The 25790-nt window shown below is 49.2% G+C and carries 18 protein-coding genes; 15 read left to right on the forward strand and 3 right to left on the reverse strand.

Features of this window, described 5'->3' with window-relative positions:
* Window positions 1-443 precede the first annotated feature (443 nt).
* The 3 genes from CHI14_RS11305 to CHI14_RS11315 all read left to right on the forward strand — a co-directional run bounded on the left by CHI14_RS11305 (window position 444) and on the right by CHI14_RS11315 (window position 7813).
* On the forward strand, window positions 444-4904 hold the full coding sequence (locus tag CHI14_RS11305; protein ID WP_095288546.1) for an endo-1,4-beta-xylanase: 4461 nt from the start codon (window positions 444-446) through the stop codon (window positions 4902-4904).
* Between the two features lie 334 nt (window positions 4905-5238).
* Window positions 5239-6138 (forward strand): sulfate adenylyltransferase subunit CysD, encoded by a 900-nt coding sequence (cysD, locus tag CHI14_RS11310; RefSeq protein ID WP_095288547.1) that lies wholly within the window; start codon window positions 5239-5241, stop codon window positions 6136-6138.
* A gap of 1 nt (window position 6139) precedes the next feature.
* Window positions 6140-7813 carry a GTP-binding protein gene (locus CHI14_RS11315; RefSeq protein ID WP_095288548.1) on the forward strand — a complete coding sequence of 558 codons (1674 nt, stop codon included), beginning with the start codon at window positions 6140-6142 and terminating at the stop codon, window positions 7811-7813.
* 207 nt (window positions 7814-8020) lie between these two features.
* Here the strand turns inward: CHI14_RS11315 and CHI14_RS11320 are convergent, their stop codons facing one another.
* Entirely contained in the window at window positions 8021-8227 is a 207-nt protein-coding gene (locus CHI14_RS11320) for a DUF2536 family protein (RefSeq protein ID WP_095288549.1), read from the reverse strand.
* A 541-nt stretch (window positions 8228-8768) separates the two neighbouring features.
* Between CHI14_RS11320 and CHI14_RS11325 the strand changes: the two genes are divergently transcribed.
* Together CHI14_RS11325 and CHI14_RS11330 are read left to right on the forward strand one after the other, a co-directional pair.
* Window positions 8769-9758 carry a tRNA dihydrouridine synthase gene (locus tag CHI14_RS11325; RefSeq protein ID WP_095288550.1) on the forward strand — a complete coding sequence of 330 codons (990 nt, stop codon included), beginning with the start codon at window positions 8769-8771 and terminating at the stop codon, window positions 9756-9758.
* 182 nt (window positions 9759-9940) lie between these two features.
* Entirely contained in the window at window positions 9941-10510 is a 570-nt protein-coding gene (locus CHI14_RS11330; protein ID WP_095288551.1) for an SF0329 family protein, read from the forward strand.
* 219 nt (window positions 10511-10729) lie between these two features.
* On the opposite strand, the gene CHI14_RS30820 is transcribed toward CHI14_RS11330, so the two are convergent.
* A complete protein-coding gene (locus CHI14_RS30820; protein ID WP_481856410.1) occupies window positions 10730-10810 on the reverse strand; it encodes a putative holin-like toxin in 81 nt (26 codons plus the stop codon).
* A 232-nt stretch (window positions 10811-11042) separates the two neighbouring features.
* Here CHI14_RS30820 and CHI14_RS11335 point away from each other — a divergent pair, with 232 nt between their 5' ends.
* From CHI14_RS11335 to CHI14_RS11380, 10 genes are all read left to right on the forward strand, one after another.
* Complete coding sequence (locus tag CHI14_RS11335; RefSeq protein ID WP_095288552.1) at window positions 11043-12203, forward strand: cobalamin-independent methionine synthase II family protein; 1161 nt, start codon at window positions 11043-11045, stop codon at window positions 12201-12203.
* A 350-nt stretch (window positions 12204-12553) separates the two neighbouring features.
* Window positions 12554-15925 (forward strand): HEAT repeat domain-containing protein, encoded by a 3372-nt coding sequence (locus CHI14_RS11340; protein WP_170948100.1) that lies wholly within the window; start codon window positions 12554-12556, stop codon window positions 15923-15925.
* Window positions 15926-16021: 96 nt separating this feature from the next.
* Entirely contained in the window at window positions 16022-16831 is an 810-nt protein-coding gene (locus CHI14_RS11345) for an AAA family ATPase (RefSeq protein WP_095288553.1), read from the forward strand.
* Window positions 16832-17103: 272 nt separating this feature from the next.
* On the forward strand, window positions 17104-17694 hold the full coding sequence (locus tag CHI14_RS11350; RefSeq protein ID WP_095288554.1) for a TetR/AcrR family transcriptional regulator: 591 nt from the start codon (window positions 17104-17106) through the stop codon (window positions 17692-17694).
* Window positions 17695-17732: 38 nt separating this feature from the next.
* Window positions 17733-19022, forward strand: coding sequence for a cytosine permease (locus CHI14_RS11355; RefSeq protein ID WP_095288555.1), 1290 nt, complete (start codon window positions 17733-17735; stop codon window positions 19020-19022).
* Between the two features lie 4 nt (window positions 19023-19026).
* Window positions 19027-20142, forward strand: a complete 1116-nt coding sequence (locus CHI14_RS11360) for a DUF917 domain-containing protein (protein ID WP_095288556.1) — start codon at window positions 19027-19029, stop codon at window positions 20140-20142.
* Entirely contained in the window at window positions 20139-21722 is a 1584-nt protein-coding gene (locus CHI14_RS11365) for an ROK family protein (protein ID WP_095288557.1), read from the forward strand. The genes CHI14_RS11360 and CHI14_RS11365 overlap by 4 nt, the downstream gene beginning before the upstream one ends.
* Window positions 21723-22215: 493 nt before the next feature.
* A complete protein-coding gene (locus CHI14_RS11370; protein WP_095288558.1) occupies window positions 22216-23394 on the forward strand; it encodes a DUF4317 domain-containing protein in 1179 nt (392 codons plus the stop codon).
* Window positions 23395-23428: 34 nt separating this feature from the next.
* The gene (locus CHI14_RS11375; protein WP_095288559.1) at window positions 23429-23821 is read left to right on the forward strand and encodes a hypothetical protein; all 393 of its coding nucleotides are present in this window, start codon (window positions 23429-23431) and stop codon (window positions 23819-23821) included.
* A gap of 56 nt (window positions 23822-23877) precedes the next feature.
* Window positions 23878-24585: a DNA alkylation repair protein gene (locus CHI14_RS11380; protein ID WP_095288560.1), complete on the forward strand. Its 708-nt coding sequence runs from the start codon at window positions 23878-23880 to the stop codon at window positions 24583-24585.
* A 102-nt stretch (window positions 24586-24687) separates the two neighbouring features.
* On the opposite strand, the gene CHI14_RS11385 is transcribed toward CHI14_RS11380, so the two are convergent.
* Window positions 24688-25629 carry an AraC family transcriptional regulator gene (locus CHI14_RS11385; protein ID WP_095288561.1) on the reverse strand — a complete coding sequence of 314 codons (942 nt, stop codon included), beginning with the start codon at window positions 25627-25629 and terminating at the stop codon, window positions 24688-24690.
* Window positions 25630-25790 lie beyond the last annotated feature (161 nt).

Consider the following 25790-nt stretch of genomic DNA (forward strand, 5'->3'; position numbering starts at 1 on the left):
GGATGATACAGATGCTAAGAACAACTGATATCTGAGGAATTATCGTGTGATACAAACATCTGGAGTACTATAGAACAAAGCACTAGAAAGAGAGCTGCCGTAAATTTGCCGTAGGGCTCTGTGCCAAAGAAGACTAACACATGATAAAGAAATTTAAGACGCTGGTGAGGGAATTCACCCAGCGTCTTTTTTGTCCATTTATTTCCTATCTACACTAAAGAGATTCTCCGAATTATCTACCACTATCATCGGACGAAAAGTATGTCCATACCCTTATCAGACTTGATATAGTCCTGAAATAATCTAGGATTCACCTTTAATTTAGAGTAAGAATTCTCTTCCATGAAGTGGTATTATCTGGTGAGAAAGGAGGCTGGTTACAGTAAATTATGTAAACGCTTTACATGGTTTATAAAAAATTTGGTATGGGGGGAAGGCTTCGAATGAGGAAATCATTTAAGCAGGTCGTTTCCGGGTTACTCGCAGTGGCTCTGCTTCTTCCGGGCGGCTTGACGGCTTCGAAAGTTAGTGCAGCAGATCCAGCAGCATCTAATTCACAGATTGTCTATCAGGAAACATTCCAGAATGGTAAGGGCAAAGCAACTCAATCCGGTGATGCCAAGCTGGAAGCTGTCACAGGCAAGTCATTTGAGGGCAATGATGATGGAGCAGCGCTAAAAGTCAGTAACCGATCCAAAAACTATGATGGCGTGGATCTTGCATTCACCGATCTTGGTTTGACCGATGGCCAAGAGTATTCTGTAACCGCTTCCGTTTATGTCGATACGGATATTAATCCACCTGCAGCCGGGAAAGCCGTCCTGGAGGTTGTAACCAATAAGGGCGTGTCTGGCTCAGAAGGGTACGCCGAAGTTAGCTCTTCTGATTTTATTGCCGGCCAAGGCATTACGCTAACCGCTGATCTCCCCGTTGACAGTGTGGACAAGACAGCTCTGCGAATCAAGTCTGATGAAGCAGGTAAGGGTGTCTCTTTCTATATTGGTGATATCACAATTACCCAGGCAGCAGCACCTGTCGAACCCACGGTAGTCCTTAACCAAAGTTTTGAAGACGGCAGTACCGGTGGTTGGGGCAAGCTGGGTTGGGGATCGAGCGGCGATACTGCGGTCGTTGACGACGTAGCCTCCGAAGGTACGAAATCTCTGAAGTTCTACAATCGCGCCGATGAGAAAGCCGTTCCTGCCCTCGTACTTACAGACAAGATGAAATCCGACCGTAAGTATGATATTTCCCTCAAGGTTAGACTCGGTTCTGGTGAAGGCCAGTTCCATCTGGCTTCCAAGATCGATTCTGAAATCCTAGCAGATGATCAGAAGTATCCTTGGATTATAGGGAACAAACTTGTAACCGATTCCGACTGGACTTTATTTGAAACCAAAGGCTATGAAGTGCCTTCTAAAACGAATGAGGTCATCATCTATGTTGAACCATCAAACAATACGTTAACCTCCGATATTTACATTGATGAAGTCATCATCACTGATGTGACCCCTGGTGAAACCGGACCAGAGATTGTGGATAAAACAGGAATCACTGCAGACTTTGAGAACGGGCTGGATGGATTCAAAGCACGCAACGGCCGCGAAACGGTAGCCCTCTCTCAAGAAGATAATCATACATCTGACGGCAAGCAAAGCTTGCTTGTAACGACTACGGCGCAATATGATGCAGCCTTGGTTGATGCTGCAGGCAAAATGGCGAAGAATCACGAATATGAGCTGTCTGCATGGGTGAAAATGGCACCTGGCCAAGCGCCTACGACACTTCGCATTAGTGTTCAATATGCGGAGAGTGGCTATGCGAACGTTTCACAAAATGCAACCGTTACAGATCAAGAGTGGGTACACCTAACAGGGAAGTATACACTCACGACGACTCCAAGCGTACTCAATGCGTATATTGAAACGGCAAATGACGATGGTGGGAACCGTACCTTCTTCCTGGATGATTTTGCTCTAAAATATGTAGGTCCTGTAACTGCTGCGCCTCCGATTCAAGAAGACCTTCCTGATCTGAAGGAGGTTTACAAGGATCATTTCCTGATCGGTAACATTGTTAATCCGGCGACCTTTGACGAGACCCGGCTCAAGCTGCTGACGAAGCATCACAATGTCGTCACGTTTGAGAATGATATGAAGCCGGATTATGCATACAACACGGACAGACAATTTGATTTCACTGCAGAAGATACCCTTGTCCAAAGAGTGCAGGATGCAGGCCTTGATCTGCACGGTCACGTGCTCGTATGGCATGCTCAGTCTCCTACATGGCTGCATACGGCAGCAAACGGCCAACCTTTGAGCCGTGAAGAAGCTCTGACGAACCTGAGAACACATGTTCAAACGGTCGTTGAACACTTTGGTGACCAAGTCATTTCCTGGGACGTTGTCAACGAAGCCATGAACGACAACCCGGCTAATCCGCAAGATTGGGAAAATGCATTGCGTAACTCTGGCTGGTTACAGGCTATCGGCCCTGACTATCTTGAGCAGGCATTCCTTGCAGCCAAAGAAGTCATTGATGAGAATGGCTGGGATATCAAGCTTTACTACAATGACTACAACGATGACAACCAGAATAAATCTACAGCGATCTACAGCATGGTGAAAGAGATCAATGAGAATTACGCCAAAGATCACCCTGGCGAGAAACTGATTGATGGCATCGGCATGCAAGCCCACTACAATCTGGGCACGAGATTGGACAATGTGAAGATGTCACTCGAACGTTTCATTTCCTTGGGTGTGGAAGTCAGTGTCACCGAATTGGACATTATGGCAGGCACCAACTCTGCAATCACTGAAAAGGAAGCGATGCAGCAGGCTTATCTGTATGCCTCATTGATGGATCTCTATAAGAAGAACAGCGAGCATATTCCGCGTGTGACCTTCTGGGGATTGAATGACAGCACGAGCTGGAGAGCCGAGCAGAATCCAACCTTGTTCGACAAGGATTTTCAAGCCAAAGAGGCCTTCTACGGGGTCGTTGATCCGGAGAAGTACCTGGCAGAACATCCACCCGAAGAGCTTGATTACAAGAAATCAAGTGCGCACTATGGGACACCATCCATTGATGGTTCTGTAGACAGCTTATGGAGCAAAGCTCCTGAATTGAAACTGGATACGAAGCAAATGGCTTGGTCCGGTGCAACAGGAACAGCAAGAGTACTGTGGGATGACGACAACCTCTATGTTCTCGTTCAAGTCAAAGACGATCAACTGAACAAGACCAATCCAAATGTATGGGAGCAGGATTCCGTCGAAGTATTCGTCGATGAAAATAACGGCAAAACGTCCAGCTTCCAGGATGATGATGGACAATACCGAGTGAATTTCGAGAACCTTGCTACCTTTAATCCTGCGGAAATCGCAGCAGGTTTCGATTCCAAAGTCTCTGTTTCCGGTACCAACTACACGGTCGAGATGAAAATTCCATTCAAAAAGGTGAAGCCTGCGAATAATGCCAAGATCGGCTTCGATGCGCAGATTAATGATGCCAAAGACGGCAACAGAATCAGCGTAAACGCATGGAATGATGCATCCGGTCAAGGTTACCAGGATACGTCCGTATTTGGTGAATTGACGCTCACGGGCAAACCTTCTCCAGGAGGAAACGACGGTGGCGGCAACAACGGTGGAGGCAACAACAGTGGCGGGAATAATGGTGGCAGCAGTGGCGGATCGAACTCCGGTACTACTCCGCAGCCGCAACCACAGCTTCCAGGCAGCGACTCGGCAATTGTGCCAGTAGTGAAAGTCGAAAATGGAACAGCCACAGCAACCATTTCAAGCGACAGCCTGAATAAAGCGATTGAACAGGCTTCTCCAGGTGCAAATGGCAAGAAGCAGGTTACCATCGAAGTGCCGAAGCAGGCGAATGCCCAATCCTATGTGGTGCAGCTGCCAACTTCAAACCTGCAGAGCAATAATAATGTTGAGTTTGTACTTAAGACAGACCATGCAGCACTTCAAATTCCATCCAACATGCTGTCTAACATTACGGAACAAGCGGACCAGGTCTCTATTCAGATTAGCAAAGTCTTGGCAGATCGCTTGGACGCAGAAGTCCGCGCCAAAGTGGGCAGCCGTCCGGTGATCGACCTTAGTATCAAAGCTGGGGACCGTGTACTGGCTTGGAATAATCCAGCGGCGCCTGTAACGGTATCTGTACCGTACACACCTGCTGGCCAAGAGCTTGTCAATGCACATCAATTGGTGATCTTGAATATTGACAGTCAAGGAAAGGCAGCAGTTGTACCGAACGGACGATACGATGCTAAATCCGGCTCGGTTGTGTTCAAGACAACGGAATTCAGCACGTATGCCGTAGCCTACGTAACGAAGTCTTTTGCCGATGTACAGCATGTCCTGTGGGCAAAAGAAGCCGTCGAAGCAATGGCAGCTCGCGATATTATTAAAGGCATATCGGATAAGAGCTTCGCTCCTGCAGCTTCCATCACGAGAGCTGACTTTATCACCTTGCTGGTGAGAGCCCTTGAATTGAAGGGCCCGGGCACGAACACAGCAGCCTTCAGCGATGTACAGCCTACTGCTTACTATGCACAGGCCGTGGCCATTGCCAAGGAGCTGGGGATCGCCTCTGGATTTGAAGACAACACGTTCAAACCAGGCAGCAGCATTTCCCGTCAAGACATGATGGTTCTTACAGCGAAAGCCCTGAAAGCAGCAGGTAAGCCATCTGTCGGCAGCGGAAATCTGGCTTCGTATTCCGATGCTGCGAGTATTTCCACTTATGCGGTGGATAGTGTAACTTCCCTCGTAGAAAGCGGAATCGTCAATGGAAAAGGTGGCAAAATCGCACCAACTGAATCATTGACCCGTGCTGAAGCAGCGGTGATTCTGTCCCGCATCTGGAACATGTAAGTGATTTTAAAGGACATTTTGAAAAAACGAGGCAACTCATGGAAGCTGCTGTCTGTACTTTACAGGCGGCAGCTTTTTCAAAATTCCATGGCCCTCGATCATGATTGTAATATAGATCGTTAACCAACCAATTCCAGTTGCAGTTCAGCAAAAATCATTCGTTTAGGCGATTTTATGATAGGAGGGAGCCGCTACTCCATGCTGAATATTGTCGATCCAACACATAGACATCATAAATTTTACTTTTTTCCACTTTGCAATAAAGATGGAATCTGATAGGATAAGTTTATAAATACGATGGTTTTAGTGAGGATTAAAAGGAGGCCGCCTTGCCATGCAAGAACTAACACATCTGGATCAACTTGAGGCTGAAGCGATATACATTATCAGAGAAGTAGCAGCGGAGTGCGAGAAACCGGTCATGTTATATTCCATCGGCAAGGACAGCTCGGTCATGCTGCACTTGGCCCTAAAGGCTTTTTACCCCGAGAAGCCGCCGTTCCCATTCATGCATATCGATACAACCTGGAAATTTAAGGAAATGATAGAGTTCCGCGACCGAAAGGCGAAGGAATTTGGTATCGAGATGATCGTGCACTCTAATGAAGAGGCTATTCAACAAGGAATCAACCCCTTCGACCATGGTTCCGCATATACCGACATTATGAAAACCACAGCCCTGAAGCAGGGATTGGATAAATACGGATTCACGGTTGCGTTCGGTGGCGGAAGACGTGATGAGGAGAAGTCGCGTGCGAAGGAGCGGATTTTCTCGTTCCGGAACAAGAACCACTCGTGGGACCCGAAGAACCAACGTCCAGAGATGTGGAAGCTGTTCAACACGCGAATCAACAAGGGAGAGAGCATTCGAGTCTTTCCGCTGTCTAACTGGACTGAGAAGGATATCTGGCAATACATTCGTCGGGAGAACATCGATATTGTTCCGCTGTACTCCGCGGACGTAAGACCGATTGTTAATCGTGATGGGCATATCATCATGGTGGATGACGAGCGGATGAAGCTTGAGCCTGGCGAGAAGATAGAGATGAAGAAGATTCGCTTCCGCACGTTGGGTTGTTACCCGCTCACGGGCGGAGTCGAGTCCGATGCTGTTACGCTGGACGAGATCATTGAGGAGACATTGGGTGCGTTATCCTCCGAACGGACCAGTCGGGTTATCGATCAAGAAGCAGCTGGAAGCATGGAACGACGCAAACGGGAGGGCTATTTCTAACATGAAGAGTCTACTTAAATTCATTACCTGCGGAAGTGTGGATGACGGCAAGTCCACGCTGATCGGACATATGCTCTATGACGCCAAGCTGCTGTTCGCCGATCAAGAGCGCGCGCTTGAGCTCGATAGTCGATTGGGAAGCCGAGGCGGCAAGATCGACTACTCGTTGCTGCTCGATGGTTTGCTGGCCGAACGCGAACAAGGGATTACCATTGATGTGGCATATCGTTATTTTACGACGTCTCATCGTTCCTTCATCGTGGCGGACACACCGGGACACGAAGAGTATACGCGCAACATGGCTGTAGGTGCTTCCTTTGCCGATCTAGCCATCATTCTGGTGGACGCTACCAAAGGCATCATTACCCAAACCAAGCGCCATGCCCGGATCTGCGCCCTGATGGGGATCAAGCATCTCGTATTGGCTGTGAACAAGATGGATCTGGTTGGCTTCGATCAGGGGACATTCGAGGCGATCAAGGAAGAGTTCATCCAAACGACGGCCGAATTCCAAATCAAGAGCATTCAGGTCATTCCCGTGTCCGCTACGGAAGGGGACAACATCACAACTAAGTCGCCAAATAGCCCATGGTACGAAGGGTTAGCTTTATTGCCGTATTTGGAAAATATAGATGTTCATACTACCGATGATACGAAGCCTTTCATGATGCCGGTTCAGCGTGTAAGCAGACCGGACCATACGTTCCGTGGGTTCCAGGGCCAGATCGAGGCTGGAAAGGTTTCGGTCGGAGACGAACTCATGACGCTGCCAAGTCGGGAAAAAGCAAAGGTTAAGCGGATTTTGGTGACGGACCAAGCTCAGGATTCGGCCTATGCTGGCCAACCAGTTACGATACAACTGGACCGCGAAGTTGATGTCTCGCGGGGCTGCGTGCTCACGACGGACAATCAAGTCCAAGAAGCAGACAGCTTCGCTTCTACGATCCTGTGGATGGACGATTCTGTTCTGACTCCGGGCAAGCATTATTGGGTCAAGGTCGGAACGAAGACTCTTCCAGGCACTGTAACGGCAATTACTCATAAAATTGACATTAACACGGGCCAGACCGTTCCGGCGGATCAGATTGTTAAGAACGAATTGGCCAAGTGTGAATTCACGCTGTCGGATCAGATCGTCTTCGATTCCTTTGAGCACAATAAAGGCATCGGAGGTTTTATCCTCATTGATCGTGTCACCAACATGACGTCTGCTTGCGGAGTCATCGATCAAGCGCTGAAGGGAGACAGCCGATTTGCCACGCTGGATACGGGGATCACGAGAGAAGTTCGTGCCCAGCAGAAAGGACAATCTCCGCTCACGGTCTGGTTTGCTGGCTCGGATACGGTAGCTCTCGCCAAGGAAGTGGAGAAGCGACTCGTGTCATCCGGTTACCATACGATGCTGCTTGAGAGTGTCAGTGGAGAAACGCTCCGCGGCACGGCGGAGATGGCAAAGGTGTTGAACGACGCCGGCCTGATCTCACTGGTATCCCATGATTCTATCAGTGCGGGTGAACTTGAGACAGCCCGAGAGATCATTGGGGGCAAAGGATTTATCGAAGTTAACGCGGATGAGATCGGCGGAATTTCCATCCAGGATGCCGCAAAATCCGTGGTTAAAAGAGTCGTGCAATCCGTTATCGATCACAGTCCTTCGAATAACTACGACATTTAATAAGCATGTCAGATACAGCGGTTGCCGATCAGGCAGCCGCTTGTTTGCTTAAGATTAATGAGCAGTTAAAAGTCTTGGGAATCCTTATGTAAGAGTCGGTGTGAAAGCACAAGTTTGAAAAAAGTATGATCACAAAACAAAGCAAAAACCGGATTGAATATAAATCAATCCGGTTTTCGCTGTTCCCATTTATTTACCTGTACTCCATCAATCAACGGCAAAATGCACAACGGCACTATATAACATCTTGTTGTGAATGGGGTGGTACGTCACTTGATGCTGAATCTGCTTCACTCGCAGCATCAGCGCTTTGTTGATTCCGATTCGGTCTTCAATCGTACGTTCCAGTTCTTTGAAGTCATAAGCCTGCAGGCATTCGACTTTGTCTTTGATCATATCCAATGAAATTTCCATGTTTGATTCAGGCCACCTTCATGTAACGATTTGCAGGTACAAAAGCCTGCCGAGCTTTAATTGTAGAGGAGCTTGTTCGGTTCGGCAAGAGCGTACAGCAAGATAATCAGAACGATGGAGACGGTTTGATTTCTATGCTGGGAAGACAAAGCGGGAGTTGACTTAGGCTTTGAGACAAGACAAATAAACTCGTGCTGAAAATCAGCTTGAGACGTGATAAAATTAGAGAAAGGACAAGTGGAGAAAGGGGAAACCCGGATCCAAGTTCCATTGGGTAAATAGCCAAGAGGGGCATCGCCCCTCTTTTTTATGCGAATCCATAGAAAGCAGACTTCTGTTCAGGTTAAAATGTATGCGTTTGGACGTAGCATTAACATATAATGCTGTTTGAACTACGCTGCGGTAACATGGTATAAGTGAAGATGGTGTAATTGAAGAAACAGCAGTTACATTCGTACTAAATGGATGAACTAGGGAAAGAACAGATATTTACTATTCTCGGGACCATGTTGGTCCTGGTATATATAGAGGAGTTTTTAAGATGAAAGACAATTTTTGGCGTGAATTGCCACGACCATTTTTTATATTGGCACCGATGGAAGATGTAACAGATGTTGTGTTTCGCCATGTTGTGAGTGCAGCGGCCAGACCGGATGTATTTTTTACGGAGTTTGCGAATACGGAGAGTTACTGTCACCCGGAGGGGAATAAAAGTGTACGTGGGCGTTTGACGTTTACAGAGGATGAACAGCCCATGGTAGCTCATATCTGGGGAGATAAGCCGGAATTCTTCCGGGAAATGAGTATCGGTATGGCGAAAGAAGGCTTTAAAGGCATCGACATCAACATGGGTTGTCCTGTAGCCAATGTGGCGGAGAACGGGAAGGGCAGCGGGCTGATCTGTCGTCCCGAAACGGCAGCGGAAATTATCCAGGCTGCGAAAGCCGGGGGACTGCCCGTAAGTGTAAAAACAAGACTTGGCTTCACTGAAGTAGACGAATGGCGCGACTGGTTGACCCATATCTTGAAACAAGACATCGTGAATCTCTCGATTCATCTGCGCACAAGAGAAGAAATGAGCAAGGTAGACGCTCACTGGGAACTGATTCCGGAGATTAAAAAACTTCGTGATGAGGTAGCACCCAATACGCTGCTGACCATTAATGGGGATATCCCTGATCGTCAGACTGGCTTGAAGCTCGCTGAGCAATATGGCGTGGATGGCATTATGATTGGGCGTGGCATTTTCCAGAATCCGTTTGCTTTTGAGAAAGAGCCGAAGGAACACACCAGCGAAGAACTGCTTGGTCTGCTGCGGCTTCATCTGGATCTCTATGATCAATATTCGGCACAGGAGCCGCGTTCGTTTAGCCCACTTGCGCGCTTCTTCAAAATCTATGTACGTGGATTCCGCGGGGCAAGTGAACTCAGAAACAGCTTGATGAACGCCAAATCCACAAAGGAAGTGCGCACGCTGCTAGATGAGTTTGGAAGCAAGAATCATGATGAGGTTGAGGTACAAGGAAATTAAGATGCAGTAGGTTGGCATAACAACAGACTAACCTTTCGGGAAAACATAGCCGACTTGGCTGTGTTTTTTCTTTTGAAGACCACATCATAGAGGATAAGCACAAGTTATTGTATGATGGATTGTAGAGAAGCAGAGAAGCCGCCCCAAATGGTGATTATGAATATTGAACAAGGGAGAAATCAATGTCCTGGAGTAAATTAAAGCAAAATCTAGAGAGTTTCCTCTGTCCAGCGTTAGTAGGAAGGGTGGAATACCGATCAACTAGCTATCGCTATTCATCTGATCGACCAGGAAACTGTTACCTTGCCGTAGATAAGAAGAACATACTCAATATGAGTGACTCAACAACCCCGATTCGGTGGTACCAGATGGAGCAGGAGATCAAGAACGATCCGAATATTGAAATTCCTGTAGATAACGAAGAGATTGAAGCGATTCGAAAAGAGAGCAAAGGAGCCATTCCGGAGGATCGCCTGCACGTCATTGCAAGAAACAGAAAAATCTCTGTCCTGGCCAAAGAGCTTTTGTCAGCTCAGTCATCATTAAGCAAATCCAATTTTACGGCTGCAGCAACTACGTTTTTATCAAGACCTATAGAGGAAAGCCTGGAGAGTCAGGATATCTTGCTGAACATTCTGGCTTTGGTAGACAGACGCGTTGGCAAAAAGCGAATTTTGAATATGTCCGAGAAGATCAAGTTAAAGCATCCAGCCGTGCAGTACTTTTATGAAATTCGGCGTAGAACGTTGTGAATTAGTTGAGAGTTAGATGTTTATCGTTTTTATTCTACGCTTGTTAAGTCTTGAATTGAATTCCTCATTCGTCATGTTATACTAAGGGCATGAACAGCTTATAATGCAAAGAGAGCCGTGCGACAACACGACTCTCCGCGCAATAGCCGCTTTTAAGGGCGGTGGGCTTAACAAGAGGATATACGTCAAGTAGACCGCAACCTTTGCTCGGGGGGCGGTCTACTTGTTTTTATTGGACAGCAGCGCTACAATCAGCGAACCGAAGGTAAGCATCAGCATAATCGCTTCAAACACTGTCACAAGGCATCACCTCCCTTCCGGGAGATTAGCCGACAGCCCATATCGCCTTTCTATTGCTATCCGATAATACCATAATCTTCATTTCTCTCGATAGGCAGTCAAAGTAAACAGTTAGCAAATGATAATTGGTTTTGCTATAGCTTTTAGCTATAACTAGTTATCTTCTTTTGGTTATTCTTCTAACTCCTTTCCGCGTGCTATGATACTCCTATACAACGAGGGGGTTATTTACATGACTGATAAGTTCCAGATCGTAGGAAGTTTGTTGCGGCCCGAAGAGCTGCTGACATATAAAACGCAAATTGAGCATCGTGATGATATCCAGTATCCTTTCTATGAGAATTTTGAGGGATATGCCGAGTGCGAGACTGCAGCGGTGAAAGAGGTCGTACAAAAGGAAATTGAGCACAACCTGTCGGTTGTTACGGATGGCGAGTTCACCAAGTCGATGTGGCATCTGGACTTTGTCTGGGGCTTTGACGGAATTGAACGCTATATTGCGGACCATGGATACTTTTTCCGGGATGTGGATGGAACATCCAAATATGAAACTCGTAAAGATATCGGATTGCGCATTACGGGTGAACTGAGCGGTAAGAATCATCACTTCATTACACTGTTCAAACAGCTGCAGGATACAGCGGGAGATCAGCAAACAAAACTTTGCGTACCGTCACCTTCCCATATCTTCGGGGAGCTGTCCTGGTCGGATAACATCGGCGGCACGGGTGCTGTGTACCAGAACAAACAGGAGCTCAAAGCGGGTCTTGAGAAGGCCTATAAAGAATTCGTAGCGGAATTCGCTGCGGCTGGCGGCAAAATTCTGCAATTCGATGACTGCCTCTGGGAGCTGTTTGCAGACGATAACCCGAACTCTCCATTTACCGGCGAGCACATTGATCAAGAGGAAGTAAAGGGTCTCGCTGCTGAATTTATTGAGATTAACAATAACGTAATTGACTTCGGTCACAGCCTGGGCTTGAAAATGTGGACACATAACTGCCGCGGTAACTACGATTCCCGCAATATGGGTGGTGGGTCTTATGCGAAGATCGCCAACCTGTTCCTGAAACAGTTGAAATATGACCGTTTCTTCCTGGAATGGGATGATGACCGTGCAGGTTCAATCGAAGCGCTGGAAGTGTTCAAGGACAGACCGGAAACGGAAATTGTTCTCGGCCTGCTGTCTTCCAAAACAAGTACACTCGATGATGAAGCACGCGTCATCCGTTTGCTTGACGAAGCATCCAAAATCATTGATAAGGATCGTCTGCTGCTCTCCCATCAATGCGGTTTTGCTTCCTGCGATGGCGGTAATGAGCTGAGCGAAGCTCAGCAATGGGCGAAGATCGACCAAGGTCAACGCATTGCGAAGCAATACTGGAATAACTAATTTAATAGAAGCACTATTTTAGATAAAAGGGATGACTCCAAGGGCCGTTTACGGACCAGGTGAGGCATCCCTTTTTGTGTGTAGCCTGCTGCCCCGGTCAAACGCACAACCCACGACGAAGTACATTGAATGTGGTTTTTGTCCAGCTGCCGCAATATATCAGTTTAGGCTAAGAGGATAGACTCCGTACGCTAACTTCGTCTGAAGTGTGGAATTAAACAGGAAAATCCGATGCTAATCAAGAAGTTATATTATTCCAGGAATAGCCTGTGAAGTATGGTTGTGGAGATGGTTTGATCGCTTATAAGTGTTCATTAGCGTTTATTAAAAGCATGAGGGGAGAGAAAATGATGACAGATAACCATGATCTGATAAATAGAGAACAATTGCTTACAGCGCTGGACTCGCTGGGGTATTCGGACAGAATGAAGCGGATGGCACTTCTAGGGCGCCAGCATGCAGGAGATGCGAATTATTCCGCACTGCTTGTATCCTTGCTCGAAAGCGGCACTGCCTATGAGGCACACCTGGCCTTGACGGGTGCGGGTGTAGTGAATGATGCCCGTGCAGTTATACTTGCTCTGCAGCATCCCAAGGCAGGAGTTAGGGGCCGGGCGGCTCGGCTGTTGCCAGAAGTGGTGACTAACCTGGACTTTTCGATTGAAACCGAAATCGCCCTGATGTCATACCACTGCCGCCGCCAATTGCTCCGGAGCATCTTGAATACATATCGTCAGGATTGGGCGGAGCGGCTGCTGCCGATCGTGCTTAACCGCTGGGGAGCACAAGAAGCGGCCTTGCTACTGGCTGTGTGCAGCGAAGAGACGGTACGCAGCAGGCTGCCAGAGCTGGGATATGCTTTACAGAATTGGAGGCTCTTAACGAAGTACCACCCCGATCTGGTTGCAGCTTACTTTAAGAATGCTTTGCAGCATGCAACGCACCGGGAGAAGACCCATGTATGGTGGACGCTCTCTTCCGCGATTGAAATACTGAGTTTTTCAAGACCAGCGATCGTGCTGGAATGTGCGCTTACGCTTGGGCCGGCAGATACAATTCACCCTGTACTTAAGCAGCAGCTGGGGATTCTGATTCAGGCCAGCCCGGAGGATGTATTCGAACTGCTGACACGTGAGGAGACACGGGGGTATCTTCTGAATCATGGCGTACCGGCAGGTGTTTTGAAAAAAAGAAAATGGTTCACCACAGCGCAGTGGACGACACTGGCTGTATTGCTCGCAGATCAGCCAGTACACTTGGCCAGGGTGCTGGATGCCCTTGCGCCGTCACATCGCGAAGCGATCTTTGATGCGGCTTATCAGGAAGAAGAGCGGAAGACGCGCAATTTCCCCACGCTGCTGCTGGATGTACTGCCACACCAGCTGCGTGACAAGGAAGCTGCCCGCATGCTGAAACTGCGTAACATTCGTGATGATCGGGACGCCATGCTCGAAACGACGGCACGCCTTGCCATTGATCATGCACGGGAGAAGCTGGAGCAAGCCGTTCAGGTATCTAATAGCGACGAGCGTGCTGCAGCCTATGCCCACCTCGTTCGAAGCACAGCACTTTCCCGGCGTGGTATGGATGAGACGCTTCGTTTTCTGACCCGAATCAAGAACGATCAGGATCCGGTACGCTTCATGGTGATGGCTCAGCTCTCCAACTGCCCGGCTCCCATGTACAAGGAAGAGCATATTGACGATCTGACGGTGCTGGTGGATAGCGTGATTGAAGCCAGAGACACGTCTTATGGGACAAGGTCCGCAGTGGAGAGACTGGCTTTTGCCATACTGCGTGAACATGCACTAGAGCCGAAGGGCGACCTGTTTAAGTTTGCTCTGAGAACGTTCGGAAGATTGACGATGCGTGACGGACAGTTTGCATTGTACTCGATGGATTGGGATAGCATACCGAGTTCTGCACTGGAGGCGTTATTTGATGAGGTCTATGCCTTTGGTGTAGAAGCGAACAAGCGCGAAAACAAGAGCGTAATTCTGCGCATGGCAGATTTGTTCGGAAAAGCCGTGGATCGGTTGCCGAAGCTCCAGCTTCTGCTGGAAGAACTGCTGCAGGCCAAAACGGTGTCCCCGCAGGCGGTCCATTACTGGCTGGCACCCTATAAAACCCGGGATGCAAGGGTTAGAGAATTGCTGGACAGAGACCCATCCTTCATCTCATTCCATGACGTATTCATGCATCTGCATCTGAAGCGTCAGGAGTGGCTGGACCCGTTTATCTCGGGGACAATCATCACAGGCAAGCACTTATCGGGAAAAACAATTTATGTTGTGCCTGCGCATAACGGGTTCCATCGGTGGCTGCCGCGTCAGCAAAAGGCATTCGCTTCCCTGCTGGAACGGGTAGCACTCGACGCCAAACGAAGCTTCCATGAACGTGCATCCGCGATGCGCAGCTTGGCCAGCATGCCTGATTATTGCTCTGATCAACTGGAAGTTCTATTGCAGAATGAGGAAGTGCATGTTGTGGAGGCCGCTCTGTATGCGTACTCGTTATGGGAAGAGCCCGAGAAGGCACTGCCTGTATTGCTAAATAATTTGGATGGAGACCGGGCCCGGGTTGCCATGTACTCGATTCCAAGATGCATGCGCAGGGTCAGTCCAGTGATGTTGGCGTCCATGCTGTCCGAACTGCTCCATCGGGAGAAATTGAAGATCACGGTCAGAAAAGAGGCCATCCGGCTGCTTGGAGCTTATAAAAGTGAAGAGAGCATGGGGCTTCTCATCCGTGAATACGAGAAACCGAATGTACACAAGGACGTGATGATCGCCATAGGCCATGCCGCCAGACAATGGCTGGATGATGAACGCAGCTGGGCCATGCTGAGTGCCATGGCTGTTTCCCCGCAGCGTGACATCGCACGAAGCCTGCTTAACCAGTATTCTGGCGGCATTCCCGTAGAAGCCCGGCCAAGATATTTGCAATTAATTATCAAGATCGCTGGACATGCCGATCCGGTTGTGGCGAGAGAGGCTTTCCAGGCGATGAGCCTATGGGTGGATGGAAGTGAAGAGAAGGTGGCAGCTTCGGCGAGCAAAACGATTCTGGATCTGGAGGACAACGCCAGGTGGAAGGCAGCGATGGATACGCTCATTGCGGCTTGTCGTGAAGGTAAGGTGAATGACCAGGTCATTAACGTTTGCACACAATTGGCAGGCACGGAGACAAGAGCCGAATGGAATGCCAGCTCGGAGAGAGACCTTCCAGAGCGGCAGCGTTTGGTCGCATTAATAGACAAGCTTATCTCATTGCCTCCACATGCGAAGCGGGGACTCGTTCCTTTATATACAGGCATGATTGCTGCTCTTCAATCCCAAGAAACCTTGAAACCTGCTGTGATCAAGCTACATTTGGCATTTGTGGAATGGAACGAGGTGGATCAGGCTGCCCTGCAATTGGACCCTGTGATTCAAATGGTGGACAAGCATTCGTATCTATTGGATGTGGCCTACAGGCAGATCAATCGTGCAGCTAATGCCAGTCAGGCATATTGGAAACCGGAGGCGATCCTGGATCTGGTGGACCAACTGAGAGGCCAGCAGCGTATTGCGGCTCAGTATCTTGGGCTTTCTCTGCTGAAGATTGCGGGAACCGCATTACTGTGGAATCATGCTTGTACCGAACGCTTGCGAGCATACCGGAATCATGAGCATGAGGCCATTCGTATGTCGGCATTGGATATTTGGACGGTGCTTGAATAGAAGATTTGTCTGGTTCGGATGGTTACATGGATAGATTGTTCGTTATGAATCTTCTACATGAAGTCATTTTATTTTATCCGGGAGGGGAGCGAGACGATGCTGCATATAAGTAACTTCAAACTCTCTTCTGTCATTTCCAGCAACCCGAATATCTACCCGGATCATGTGTTCAGACACATGGCAGGGGAGGTGCTGCTGTTTGACCGAATCACAGTACTCTACGGCAGTAATGGCTCTGGCAAATCCACCTTGCTGAATCTGATCGCGAACAAATTGGGATTGACGGGCGCTGAGCGAATGTCCACTTATGGACACAGCATCTATGTTCAGCGGTTTATTGAGGAAAGCAGCTATCAACTCGGGCAGGATGAACAGGAGCGTCCCGTATATAAGCTGCCCGAGGGGAGCCGGTACATCAAGTCAGAGGATCTGCTATATGAAATCAAGAAAATACAGCAGGAAAGCGTGCTTCGCGAAGGGCTGCTCCATGAGCAATTCGTACAAGGAAAGAGCAAGGCCGAGGTCGAAGAGCTCGAGCAGTCGTATGCTTTTGAGAAAAAGATGGATATCATTCGATTCTCGCAGGAGAAGTATTCGAACGGGGAAAGCTCGATGCAGTTCTTTGAGGAGCATCTGCTTCCTGGGCAGCTGTATTTATTGGATGAACCGGAAACGTCGCTGTCTCCCGCGAATCAAATCAAGCTGGCTGAACAAATGAATGATCTGGCGCGTTACTTCGACAGTCAATTCATTATTGCCACGCACTCTCCCTTTGTTCTGGGCACGCTTCATGCGAAGATCTACAATCTTGATGCCAGCATGCTGCAGACGGCAGAGTGGTATGAACTGGATAATGTACGATTCTTTTACGAGTTTTTTCATAAGCATCAGCGGCTGTTTGAATGAAGTGGGTTTAACACTCTAGTAAGAGGTATCCTGATGCAGGGTACCTCTTTTGCTATACCTTTTATCAAGATTAGAGCCATATGGATCTCTTATGCACTCCTCTGCAATCTACTAATTCATTCCATTCCAAATCTGCGAGAATATTGTCCTAACTGAATTTCGAACGTATAACATTGAAATAAAAAGCTGACATAGCAATTAATTGCATTGATTTTTATGCAGATAATTGTATAATCTACTTAATTAACGTTAATTAGAATGGAGAAAAGGGGATGACTATGACCACCAGATTGAAGCTGAAGGAAGCCGCGCTGAGATTATTTGGGCAGAAGGGCTACGATGGGACGGCATTATCAGAAATTGCGAAGGAGGTCGGGGTCAAAACACCGGCAATCTACGCCTTTTTTGAGAGCAAGGAAGATCTGTTCATGACGGTCTTCGAAGAATCGATGAGCGCCTATAACGAATATATCCAAGCGATGGCGGAAACCAGCAAAGGAATGAATACGGAGAAAAAACTGCATGCGCTGCTGCTTCGCCAATACGATTTTCACCGAAACAAAACAGAGCTTGCTGTTTTTGCCTTCCGGTATTTGATTTTCCCGCCGGATTTCCTATTGGAAAGAATGCAGGAGGCATTCGGGCGTTTCGATACATTGCTGAGCAGCATTATCGGCGAGATCATGCAGGAAGGTCTGGATCGCGGCGAATTGGCTGCCGTTCCGATGGAGACGCTGGTGGATTCGTTCCTCACCTTGATGGACGGGCTGGGCATGCAATATTACTACTATAAATCGCCGGAGCTGTTCGATCGGAAACTGAAACATGCCTTTGAGATGTTCTGGAGATCCGTCGCAGCTTAGGCAATCAACAAGATTGTACAGAAAGCAGAGGGTGGAACATGAGCAACGATACGAAAATAGAAGATTACGAACGGGAACCCGTACCTCAGCATTTACGAAAATCATGGCTTTCGATGGCATTTGTCTGGATTGCCATCGGGATTGATCTATCTGCCATGTTTCTGGGAGCGCAGCTCGGCGCAGGCATGAGCATTGGTGATTCACTTACTGCGGTCATCGTTGGTTCGGTCATTTTGGGTATTATCGGGGCATTGTGCGCCTATGTTGGGGCCAAAACAGGTTTGTCCACGGCCATGATTAGCCGGTTTCTGTTCGGGAACAAAGGAGCACTCATTGTCTCCGTCATTCTCGGAATTTCATCGCTTGGCTGGTTCGGTGTACAGGTCGGCTTCTTCGCTTCCAACTTCCAGACGGCGTTAAGCGAGCTGTGGGGCTGGCACTGGTCGCTCTGGGTACTGTCGATGATTGGTGGACTGCTCATGATGTCTACGGCGATCTGGGGCTATCGGGCCATTGAAAAATTAAGTGTTTGGTCGGTACCGCTGCTCGTCGTGTTTATTATTTTCGCGCTGGTCCTGGCGCTGAACGGCGAAGGCGGAAGCACGGTCTGGTCACCGTTCGAGGGTGAGGCAGTGCCGATGGGAACGGCGATCTCGCTGGTCATCGGAATCTTTATCCTGGGGACAGCACTGTCCCCTGACATTGCCCGCTGGGCTAAGACGCCCAAGCATGCGATTACGGCAGCGTTTGTAGGTTTCTTTGTCGGCAACAGCTTCATGACGATCATTGCCATCTTCTTGTCACGGTCGATGGATTCCGACGATCTGACGGGTATTTTCCTAACGCTCGGACTCGGTATTCCGGCCATTATCGTGCTGACACTGGCACAGTGGACAACCAACACGAACAATTTGTATTCCGCAGGATTGGGTTTCTCCGTCGTATTCAAACGAGTGCCCAAATCCGTCATTACGATCATTGCAGGTTTGATTGCGACAGCACTCGCTTGCTTCGGCATTTATGACCGTTTCATGACGTTCCTCACATATATCACGATGCTTGTTGCACCGCTGGGCGGTATATATACGGCAGAGTATTTGCTGGTGAACAAAAACAGATTCTCGTTTGAAGGGCTGGACAGCAACCGGAGCTGGATTCCTCGCTCCATCGTGGTATGGGTCCTTGCCACATTCTTCGGATTCATGACAACGATGGCTCCGGATGGGCTTGGTTGGTTCCAGGTAACGCAGGTTCCTGCGCTGGACAGCTTCTTGATGGCATTTATCGTACAAGCCATCATAGGCAAATGGGTAGCAAAGAAGGGATGAAAGCATGAACAAGGCAGCAAGATTAACTACACTTGATGAACAGGCTATTGAATATATTGCAATTGGCGCAGCGGTGCTGGGCACAGGCGGTGGGGGTGACCCTCATGTAGGTAAACTGATTGCCATGGAGGCCATCCGCAAGCATGGGCCGGTCCGTATCGTACAGCTTGAAGAACTGGATGATGAGGGACTTGTCGTACCGGTATCGATGATTGGTGCACCTACGGTGATGCTGGAGAAAATTCCTTCGGCAGAACAGCTGACCAAGCCGCTGGATCTGATGGAAAGAGAACTGGGCCGCAAAGTGGATGCCGTCATGCCGATCGAGGTCGGTGGCGGCAACTCACTCGTTCCGGTCATTGCGGCGGCGCAGCGCGGAATTCCGCTTGTGGACGCCGATGCGATGGGGCGTGCGTTTCCCGAATCACAGATGGTCACGTTCCATCTGGAGGGCATCCCGTGCAGTCCAGTGGCGATGGCGGATGAACGCGGCAACAGCGCGTTGATGCACACGATTGATGGTGTATGGGAAGAGCGCATGGCACGTGCGCTGACAGTAGAGATGGGGGGTTCTGCTTCCATCTGTGATTATCCGGTATCCGGTGCGCAGGCGAAGCAGAGCGCCATCGGCGGTACGCTGACGCTCGCTTATGAGATCGGGCGGACGCTGTTCGAAGCGAAGCAGGAGAAGCTGAATCCTGTGCATGAACTGCTCACGAAGCTGCATGGACATGCCCTGTTTCATGGCAAGGCCGTGGATATCCGCCGCCGTATGGATGGCGGTTTTACACGCGGCGAAGCGGTATTTGAAGGGACCGGGGAGAGCAAGGGAAAAACGATGCGGCTGTTTTTCCAGAATGAGTTCCTGCTCGCCACCGTTGATGACCAACCACTCGCCATTACCCCAGACCTGATCACGCTGTTGGATCAAGATACAGGTATGCCGGTAACGACGGAAAATCTGAAGTATGGTGCCCGGGTGACGGTAGCAGGCTTGCCATGTGATGACAAATGGCGCACACCAAAAGGCATCGAGACGGCTGGGCCAAGATACTTCGGATATGATTTCGACTATGTGCCGATTGAGACGTTGGTTTTGAAAGGAGGTGCGGCGCAATGACCAAGGGTGCGATGACTGAAGCAAACACAAACCAGGTGTACCGGATCGGCATCGATGTAGGGGGCACGAATACGGACGCCGCCCTGCTGGATTCCAACTTGCACTGCGTGCACAAGGTCAAGGTCCATACGACTGCTGACGTGAACGAAGGCATTGTAGAGGCTGTTCGCCGCTTGCTGCAGGAGAGCGGCGTGAACGGAGCAGACATTCGCTACGCGATGCTTGGCACCACGCACTGCACGAATGCTATCGTGGAACGCAAGCATCTCGGGCGGGTTGGCCTGATTCGTATCGGCGCTCCGGCAACGACAGCCGTTCCGCCGCTTGCTGGCTGGGACGAATCGCTGCGCGCGGCGGTTGGACCGCATAGCTATATCGCCTCTGGCGGTTATGAGTATGATGGCCGCAAGATTGCAAGTCTGGATGAAGCTGAGATTGCTGAACTGGCCAACCGGATGAAGGGTGAAGTTGACGCAGTAGCAGTGTGCGGGGTCTTTGCTCCGGTGAACCGTGACCAAGAGAAGCGGGTTGGCGAGATCATCCGCGAGGTGCTGGGTGCTGACATGCCGGTTACCTATTCCAGTGAGATTGGCAGCATTGGACTCCTTGAGCGGGAGAATGCATCTGTGCTGAACGCGGCGCTGCTGCAAGTCATTGCAGGTGTCGTTCGCGGTTTTGAAGAAGCGCTGAACGGCTTCGGCATCCATGCGCAGCTGTACATTTGCCAGAATGACGGCACGTTGATGAAGAGCGAATATGCGCTCCGTTACCCGATTCTGACGATTGCCTGCGGACCGACGAATTCCATTCGGGGCGCTGCGCACCTGTCCGGGCTGACGGATGCGCTGGTCGTTGATATTGGCGGTACAACAACGGATATCGGCGTGCTTGTACAAGGCTTCCCGCGCCAATCGTCGGCAGCGGTAGATATCGGCGGTATTCGCACGAATTTCCGGATGCCGGACATTTTGTCCATTGGCCTCGGCGGCGGAACCATTGTCCGGATTGATGATGCTGGCGCCGTAACGGTTGGCCCCGACAGTGTTGGCTATGAGCTGACGACACGGGCCCGCATCTTCGGCGGTGATACGCTGACAACGACGGACGTGGCGGTGAAGCTGGGCCGGGCGGTATGGCCGGGTACCAACGCGGATGCGGTGGACGAAGCCGTATGTCTTAAGGTGGATGCAGTTATGCAGCAGAGCCTGGAGGACGCCATTGACCGGATGAAAACGAGTGCCGATCCGGTCGATGTCATTCTGGTTGGCGGCGGCAGCCTGCTGGTGCCGGAGACGCTCGCCGGGGCGAGCCGAATCATCCGGCCAGACAACTATGATGCGGCGAATGCAATCGGCGCAGCACTCGGAGAGGTTAGCGGCGAGTCGGAGCGCATCTATTCGCTGGACGACTGGAAATATGACGACGTCATGCGGGATGCCAAGGAGAGCGCCGTGAACGAGGCAACGGCAGCTGGAGCGAACCCGGAGACGGTTCAGATTGTGTCCGTCGAGGACATTCCGATTGCCTATTTGCCAGGCAACGCACTGCTCGTGAAAGTGAAAGCTGCGGGCAAGCTGTAATACCATAAACGATATGCTCTCTATGCTCGACAGCATTATCTGCTACATGAGAAGAGTGCCATAACTAGTCAGGCATTCATCTAACGCTTCCTGGCGCGGAATGATGCATAAACAGAATAATATGAATATGAGTTGGTGGTACGGATCAAATTCCGTATCACCTTTTTATTTGAGAGGATAGTTTTACTGATGAGATAGGATTAAGAAATGCTGGCAAACTGCCATATCATACTCAAGTCGATAGCCTTTTTTTTTTGATATCACCGTAATGCTGCAGGTTCGGGAATAGGAAAATAAGCACAATGAAGTAAGATGTTTATTTCAAGGAAATGCCCTCGACTGGAGTATTCAAATATGCCACAATAGAGGATCAGGTGCACGGGAGAATGGACCCGCAGGTACAGCAATGTAAGCCGCAAATCGCTAACAAAATAACGCTCAATAATTTATACTAAATAAGCCAGAATATATCGAAGGAGCTGCCAAGTCCGCTATGAACAAAAAAGAAGTTGCCAACATCCGCAAGCAATTTAAGATGGATCATGATCTACTGAATATTTACGATATCCTCAATGTCTATATTACGAAGGAAACAAATGAAGTCTACCACTGGGAGCGCCATCCGTTTGAACTGGTGGACCGGGAGAAGCAGGAGTTATACATGGGGAATTTCAAAAAACTGCTGACTGGCGAACTGGATCAAAAATTGTTCGAACTGAAGTTTCAGGAAGAAGCGGAAGAGCCAGCGCAGGTACTGCTTCATCAAGCACTCGTAACGGGTGATCCGGAAGAATGGCAGGACATGATGCTGCTGCTCGTGGACCGAATGCTGGCGGATGCCAAGTATGAGCGGGACATGGTGGTCACGTTTGTTCGGGGACAGTATTATTTGCCGACCAAGGCGAGAAACGATGATGCGGAAGAGAGTGAGAAGAACGAGGTGTTTGCCCATCCGTTCATCTTATGCAGCGTGAACTCCACGGAGAAACAGAGGAAGACACTCTTGTTCGATTATGTGGAGCGGGAGTTTAAGTACAATATCATTGTCGATCCGATTATCAAGTTAAGCACGCCGGAGCAAGGATTCCTGTACCCTAGCGTGACGGACAACTATTCCGATGTGAATCGGATTCTATACTGTACGGGAAAATCGAATTTCCCGGATCCGCACTTTGTCGAACAGGTATTGAACGGAGAAAGATCTGTGACGGCACTGGAAGAGCGAGCGATCTTTGAAGATATCGTCAAGGAAGTGGCTGGGGAAGAACTCGATTCAGCTACCATTGCTCAGGTGTACGAAGAGATTAACCGGGTGATTGAAATCAACGAAGAGACGAAGGAGGAAGAGCCTCCGAAGCTGGATTACAAAGATCTGGAGCGTGTACTGAACGCCAGCGGCGTGGAGGATGTGACCACCGAGAAGGTGGAACGGGCATTCGAAACGATCGTAGACAATAAAAACTATGAGATGAAAGCAACCAGCGTTATGCCGAAGTTTACTTCCAAGTCCATCAAGATCGAAACGAAGGTCGCTACAATTTCGGTTAGCCCGCAGGATTTGAGATACGTCAAGCAGGTGAATTTCCAAGGGAAACGCTGCATCATGATTGAAGTGGACGAAGATGTCGCGATTGAAGGCTTTACGCTGGCGTCAGAGACCCTTATTCAATAAAAAAAGCATTAACGCAGGCAGGAGATGACTTACGATGAACAGACTGCTTATGATCCTGATTGCGGCCGCAACGATGTTGACGGCTTGCCAATCGAACCAGACGGATACCGGGAATCCCTCGGGCAGCAATGAACCATCCGCACAGACCGAAACGGCGCAGCCAAACAACGAACCAACCGAAGAAAGTACAAGCCAGAGCGAGTGGTCTTCGCTTCCCGAATATGACACGATTGTTCGGGAAGTTGATTCCCAGGATTATATGTTTCGTACGGTAACGGACAATGATAATGAACGCATTCTTTTACTCGCGAATCAAGACGGTGAGGAGAAATACAAGACCATTTTTATCAAAAACACAAGTCGCCTTAAAATTATTGATGTTGATGGAGGCGGACAGCTCTTCAATGATGTTTTGGAAGGTAGCTGAGACCTGGGGCAGACGAAATATGCCATTCCCACTATGAATCAAGGAGTGTTGCGGTCATGAATTTGGAAGAAGTGATGCAGGAGCTTGAGGCACTTGGCAAGGAGCGCACGAAAAAGATATATATGTCGAATGGTGCACACGAGCCGCTCTTCGGTGTGGCTACAGGAGCGATGAAGCCGATCGCCCGCAAAATCAAAAAGGATCAGGCATTGGCCGAGCAGCTGTACGCAACCGGGAATTACGATGCGATGTATTTTGCAGGGGTCATTGCTGATCCTTTAGCAATGACGGAAGCGGATTTTGACCGCTGGATTGAGGACGCCTATTTTTACATGATCTCCGATTTCATCGTTGCCGTTACGTTATCGGAGACAGATATTGCACAGCAAGTTGCAGATCGGTGGATTGCCAGCGGGGAAGAGCTGAAGATGTCGGCAGGCTGGAGCTGTTATTGCTGGCTGCTGGGCAATCGTCCGGACGCTGAGTTCTCCGAGGATAAGCTGAGCGGGATGCTGGAGAACGTGCAGGCCAAGATCCATCAATCTCCCGAGCGCACCCAGTATTCCATGAACTACTTCGTATATACCGTGGCCGTGTCCTACGTTCCGCTGCATGATAAGGCTGTCGAAACAGCGAAGGCGATCGGTCCCGTCGAGGTTCAGAAGGACAAGCCCAAGAGCAAACTCCTGAATGCTTCCGATAATATTCAAAATGCCGTAGATAAAAATCGGATTGGTTTCAAACGCAAATATGTAAGGTGTTAAAGGAAGCAACAACGTGGATCATAGACTAAGACGCTCAGGAATGGTGTTCCTGAAGCGTCTTTTTTTTATGGATTGGAACAGTGAACAGCGCTTCCACTAAACCTAGACCCATCCCGTAAACTCCAGTATGGATGCTTTTGCGGACTGTACTTCGGTTTGTGCGCCTTTACGCCACGCTTTGGGGGACTGTCCCATCAGTTTGGAGAAGCAGCGATTGAAGCTGGAAATGGAATGAAAACCGACCTGCTCGGAGATCGACAGAATGGAATGGTCGGTGCTCTTCAGCTGTTTGCAGGCCTCTTCGATTCGTGTGCTGTTGATGAATTCGAGAGGGGTCGTTCTCATAATCTCATAAAATTTTCTGCGGAAATGCGTTGTGCTCAAGTGGCACAGATCGGCCAAAAAGTCGATGGTCATGGGGGTCATGTAGTTCTTGGTGATGTGCTCGAGTACGGGGGAGATCACAAGGTCCCCTTTCAAACCATGATCTGTTCCCTGTTCTGACAGGGGGCGATTCCGGGAATGAATTCGAAGGAGCTCGATATACAGGGACAGCATCAAGCCGTAGGCACTTTCCTGGTAATAGGGATTCTGCTGTCTTAACTCCTCTACGATCGATGTGGCAAGCGTGTACACTTTGGGATGCTGCTCCTTGCTGAGCACACAGTTCATTCCCTGGATTGCCCACAGATTCGGCTCAAAGTCTCGGTATGTACTTTTTAATGAATGCTGAAACAGGTCCTCTGGCGAAAAGAAAATATAAGCCCACAAACTGGCCGTACCAGGCGTGCTGTACGTTGTATGAGGAAGATATCGGGGAATGAAGGTCACATCGCCGGCCTGAAAGGGGACGGATTCTCCCTTGATCTCCATAATGCCGCTATCGGAGTAGCAGATGCCAATCTCCAGGTGGTTATGAAAATGAAGATGCTCGCTCTTGATATCGGATATTTTCCAGCGTTCACCGTTTAATAGCAGGACGGGAAAATGGATGGGCAGACTGTAATGACGGTATTCAATAACAGGCTTCCTTGTTTTGACCATATGCGATCCTCCATTCATAAATGGTTGAAATTGCGCAGTTTTGTTACGAATATGCTTAGATTGACACTATTTTACTGCGTAGAATGGAATTAGTAAAGCGTTTACAATACGAACGGACACCTCTCAGGGCGCACTTGGGGCGTGTGTCCAGGAGAGGGGAA

It is taken from the genome of Paenibacillus sp. 7516 (genome assembly GCF_002272715.1).
Taxonomy (GTDB): Bacteria; Bacillota; Bacilli; order Paenibacillales; family Paenibacillaceae; genus Paenibacillus; species Paenibacillus illinoisensis_A.

Coding starts and splice junctions, on each gene's coding strand:
- CHI14_RS11360 (WP_095288556.1), top strand. CDS start 19,027: ATGAACAAGGCAGCAAGATTAACTACACTTGATGAACAGGCTATTGAA.
- CHI14_RS11370 (WP_095288558.1), top strand. CDS start 22,216: ATGAACAAAAAAGAAGTTGCCAACATCCGCAAGCAATTTAAGATGGAT.
- cysD (WP_095288547.1), top strand. CDS start 5,239: ATGCAAGAACTAACACATCTGGATCAACTTGAGGCTGAAGCGATATAC.
- CHI14_RS11340 (WP_170948100.1), top strand. CDS start 12,554: ATGACAGATAACCATGATCTGATAAATAGAGAACAATTGCTTACAGCG.
- CHI14_RS11330 (WP_095288551.1), top strand. CDS start 9,941: ATGTCCTGGAGTAAATTAAAGCAAAATCTAGAGAGTTTCCTCTGTCCA.
- CHI14_RS11385 (WP_095288561.1), bottom strand. CDS start 25,629: ATGGTCAAAACAAGGAAGCCTGTTATTGAATACCGTCATTACAGTCTG.
- CHI14_RS11335 (WP_095288552.1), top strand. CDS start 11,043: ATGACTGATAAGTTCCAGATCGTAGGAAGTTTGTTGCGGCCCGAAGAG.
- CHI14_RS11345 (WP_095288553.1), top strand. CDS start 16,022: ATGCTGCATATAAGTAACTTCAAACTCTCTTCTGTCATTTCCAGCAAC.
- CHI14_RS11320 (WP_095288549.1), bottom strand. CDS start 8,227: ATGGAAATTTCATTGGATATGATCAAAGACAAAGTCGAATGCCTGCAG.
- CHI14_RS11380 (WP_095288560.1), top strand. CDS start 23,878: ATGAATTTGGAAGAAGTGATGCAGGAGCTTGAGGCACTTGGCAAGGAG.
- CHI14_RS11305 (WP_095288546.1), top strand. CDS start 444: ATGAGGAAATCATTTAAGCAGGTCGTTTCCGGGTTACTCGCAGTGGCT.
- CHI14_RS11375 (WP_095288559.1), top strand. CDS start 23,429: ATGAACAGACTGCTTATGATCCTGATTGCGGCCGCAACGATGTTGACG.
- CHI14_RS11355 (WP_095288555.1), top strand. CDS start 17,733: ATGAGCAACGATACGAAAATAGAAGATTACGAACGGGAACCCGTACCT.
- CHI14_RS11350 (WP_095288554.1), top strand. CDS start 17,104: ATGACTATGACCACCAGATTGAAGCTGAAGGAAGCCGCGCTGAGATTA.
- CHI14_RS11315 (WP_095288548.1), top strand. CDS start 6,140: ATGAAGAGTCTACTTAAATTCATTACCTGCGGAAGTGTGGATGACGGC.
- CHI14_RS11325 (WP_095288550.1), top strand. CDS start 8,769: ATGAAAGACAATTTTTGGCGTGAATTGCCACGACCATTTTTTATATTG.
- CHI14_RS11365 (WP_095288557.1), top strand. CDS start 20,139: ATGACCAAGGGTGCGATGACTGAAGCAAACACAAACCAGGTGTACCGG.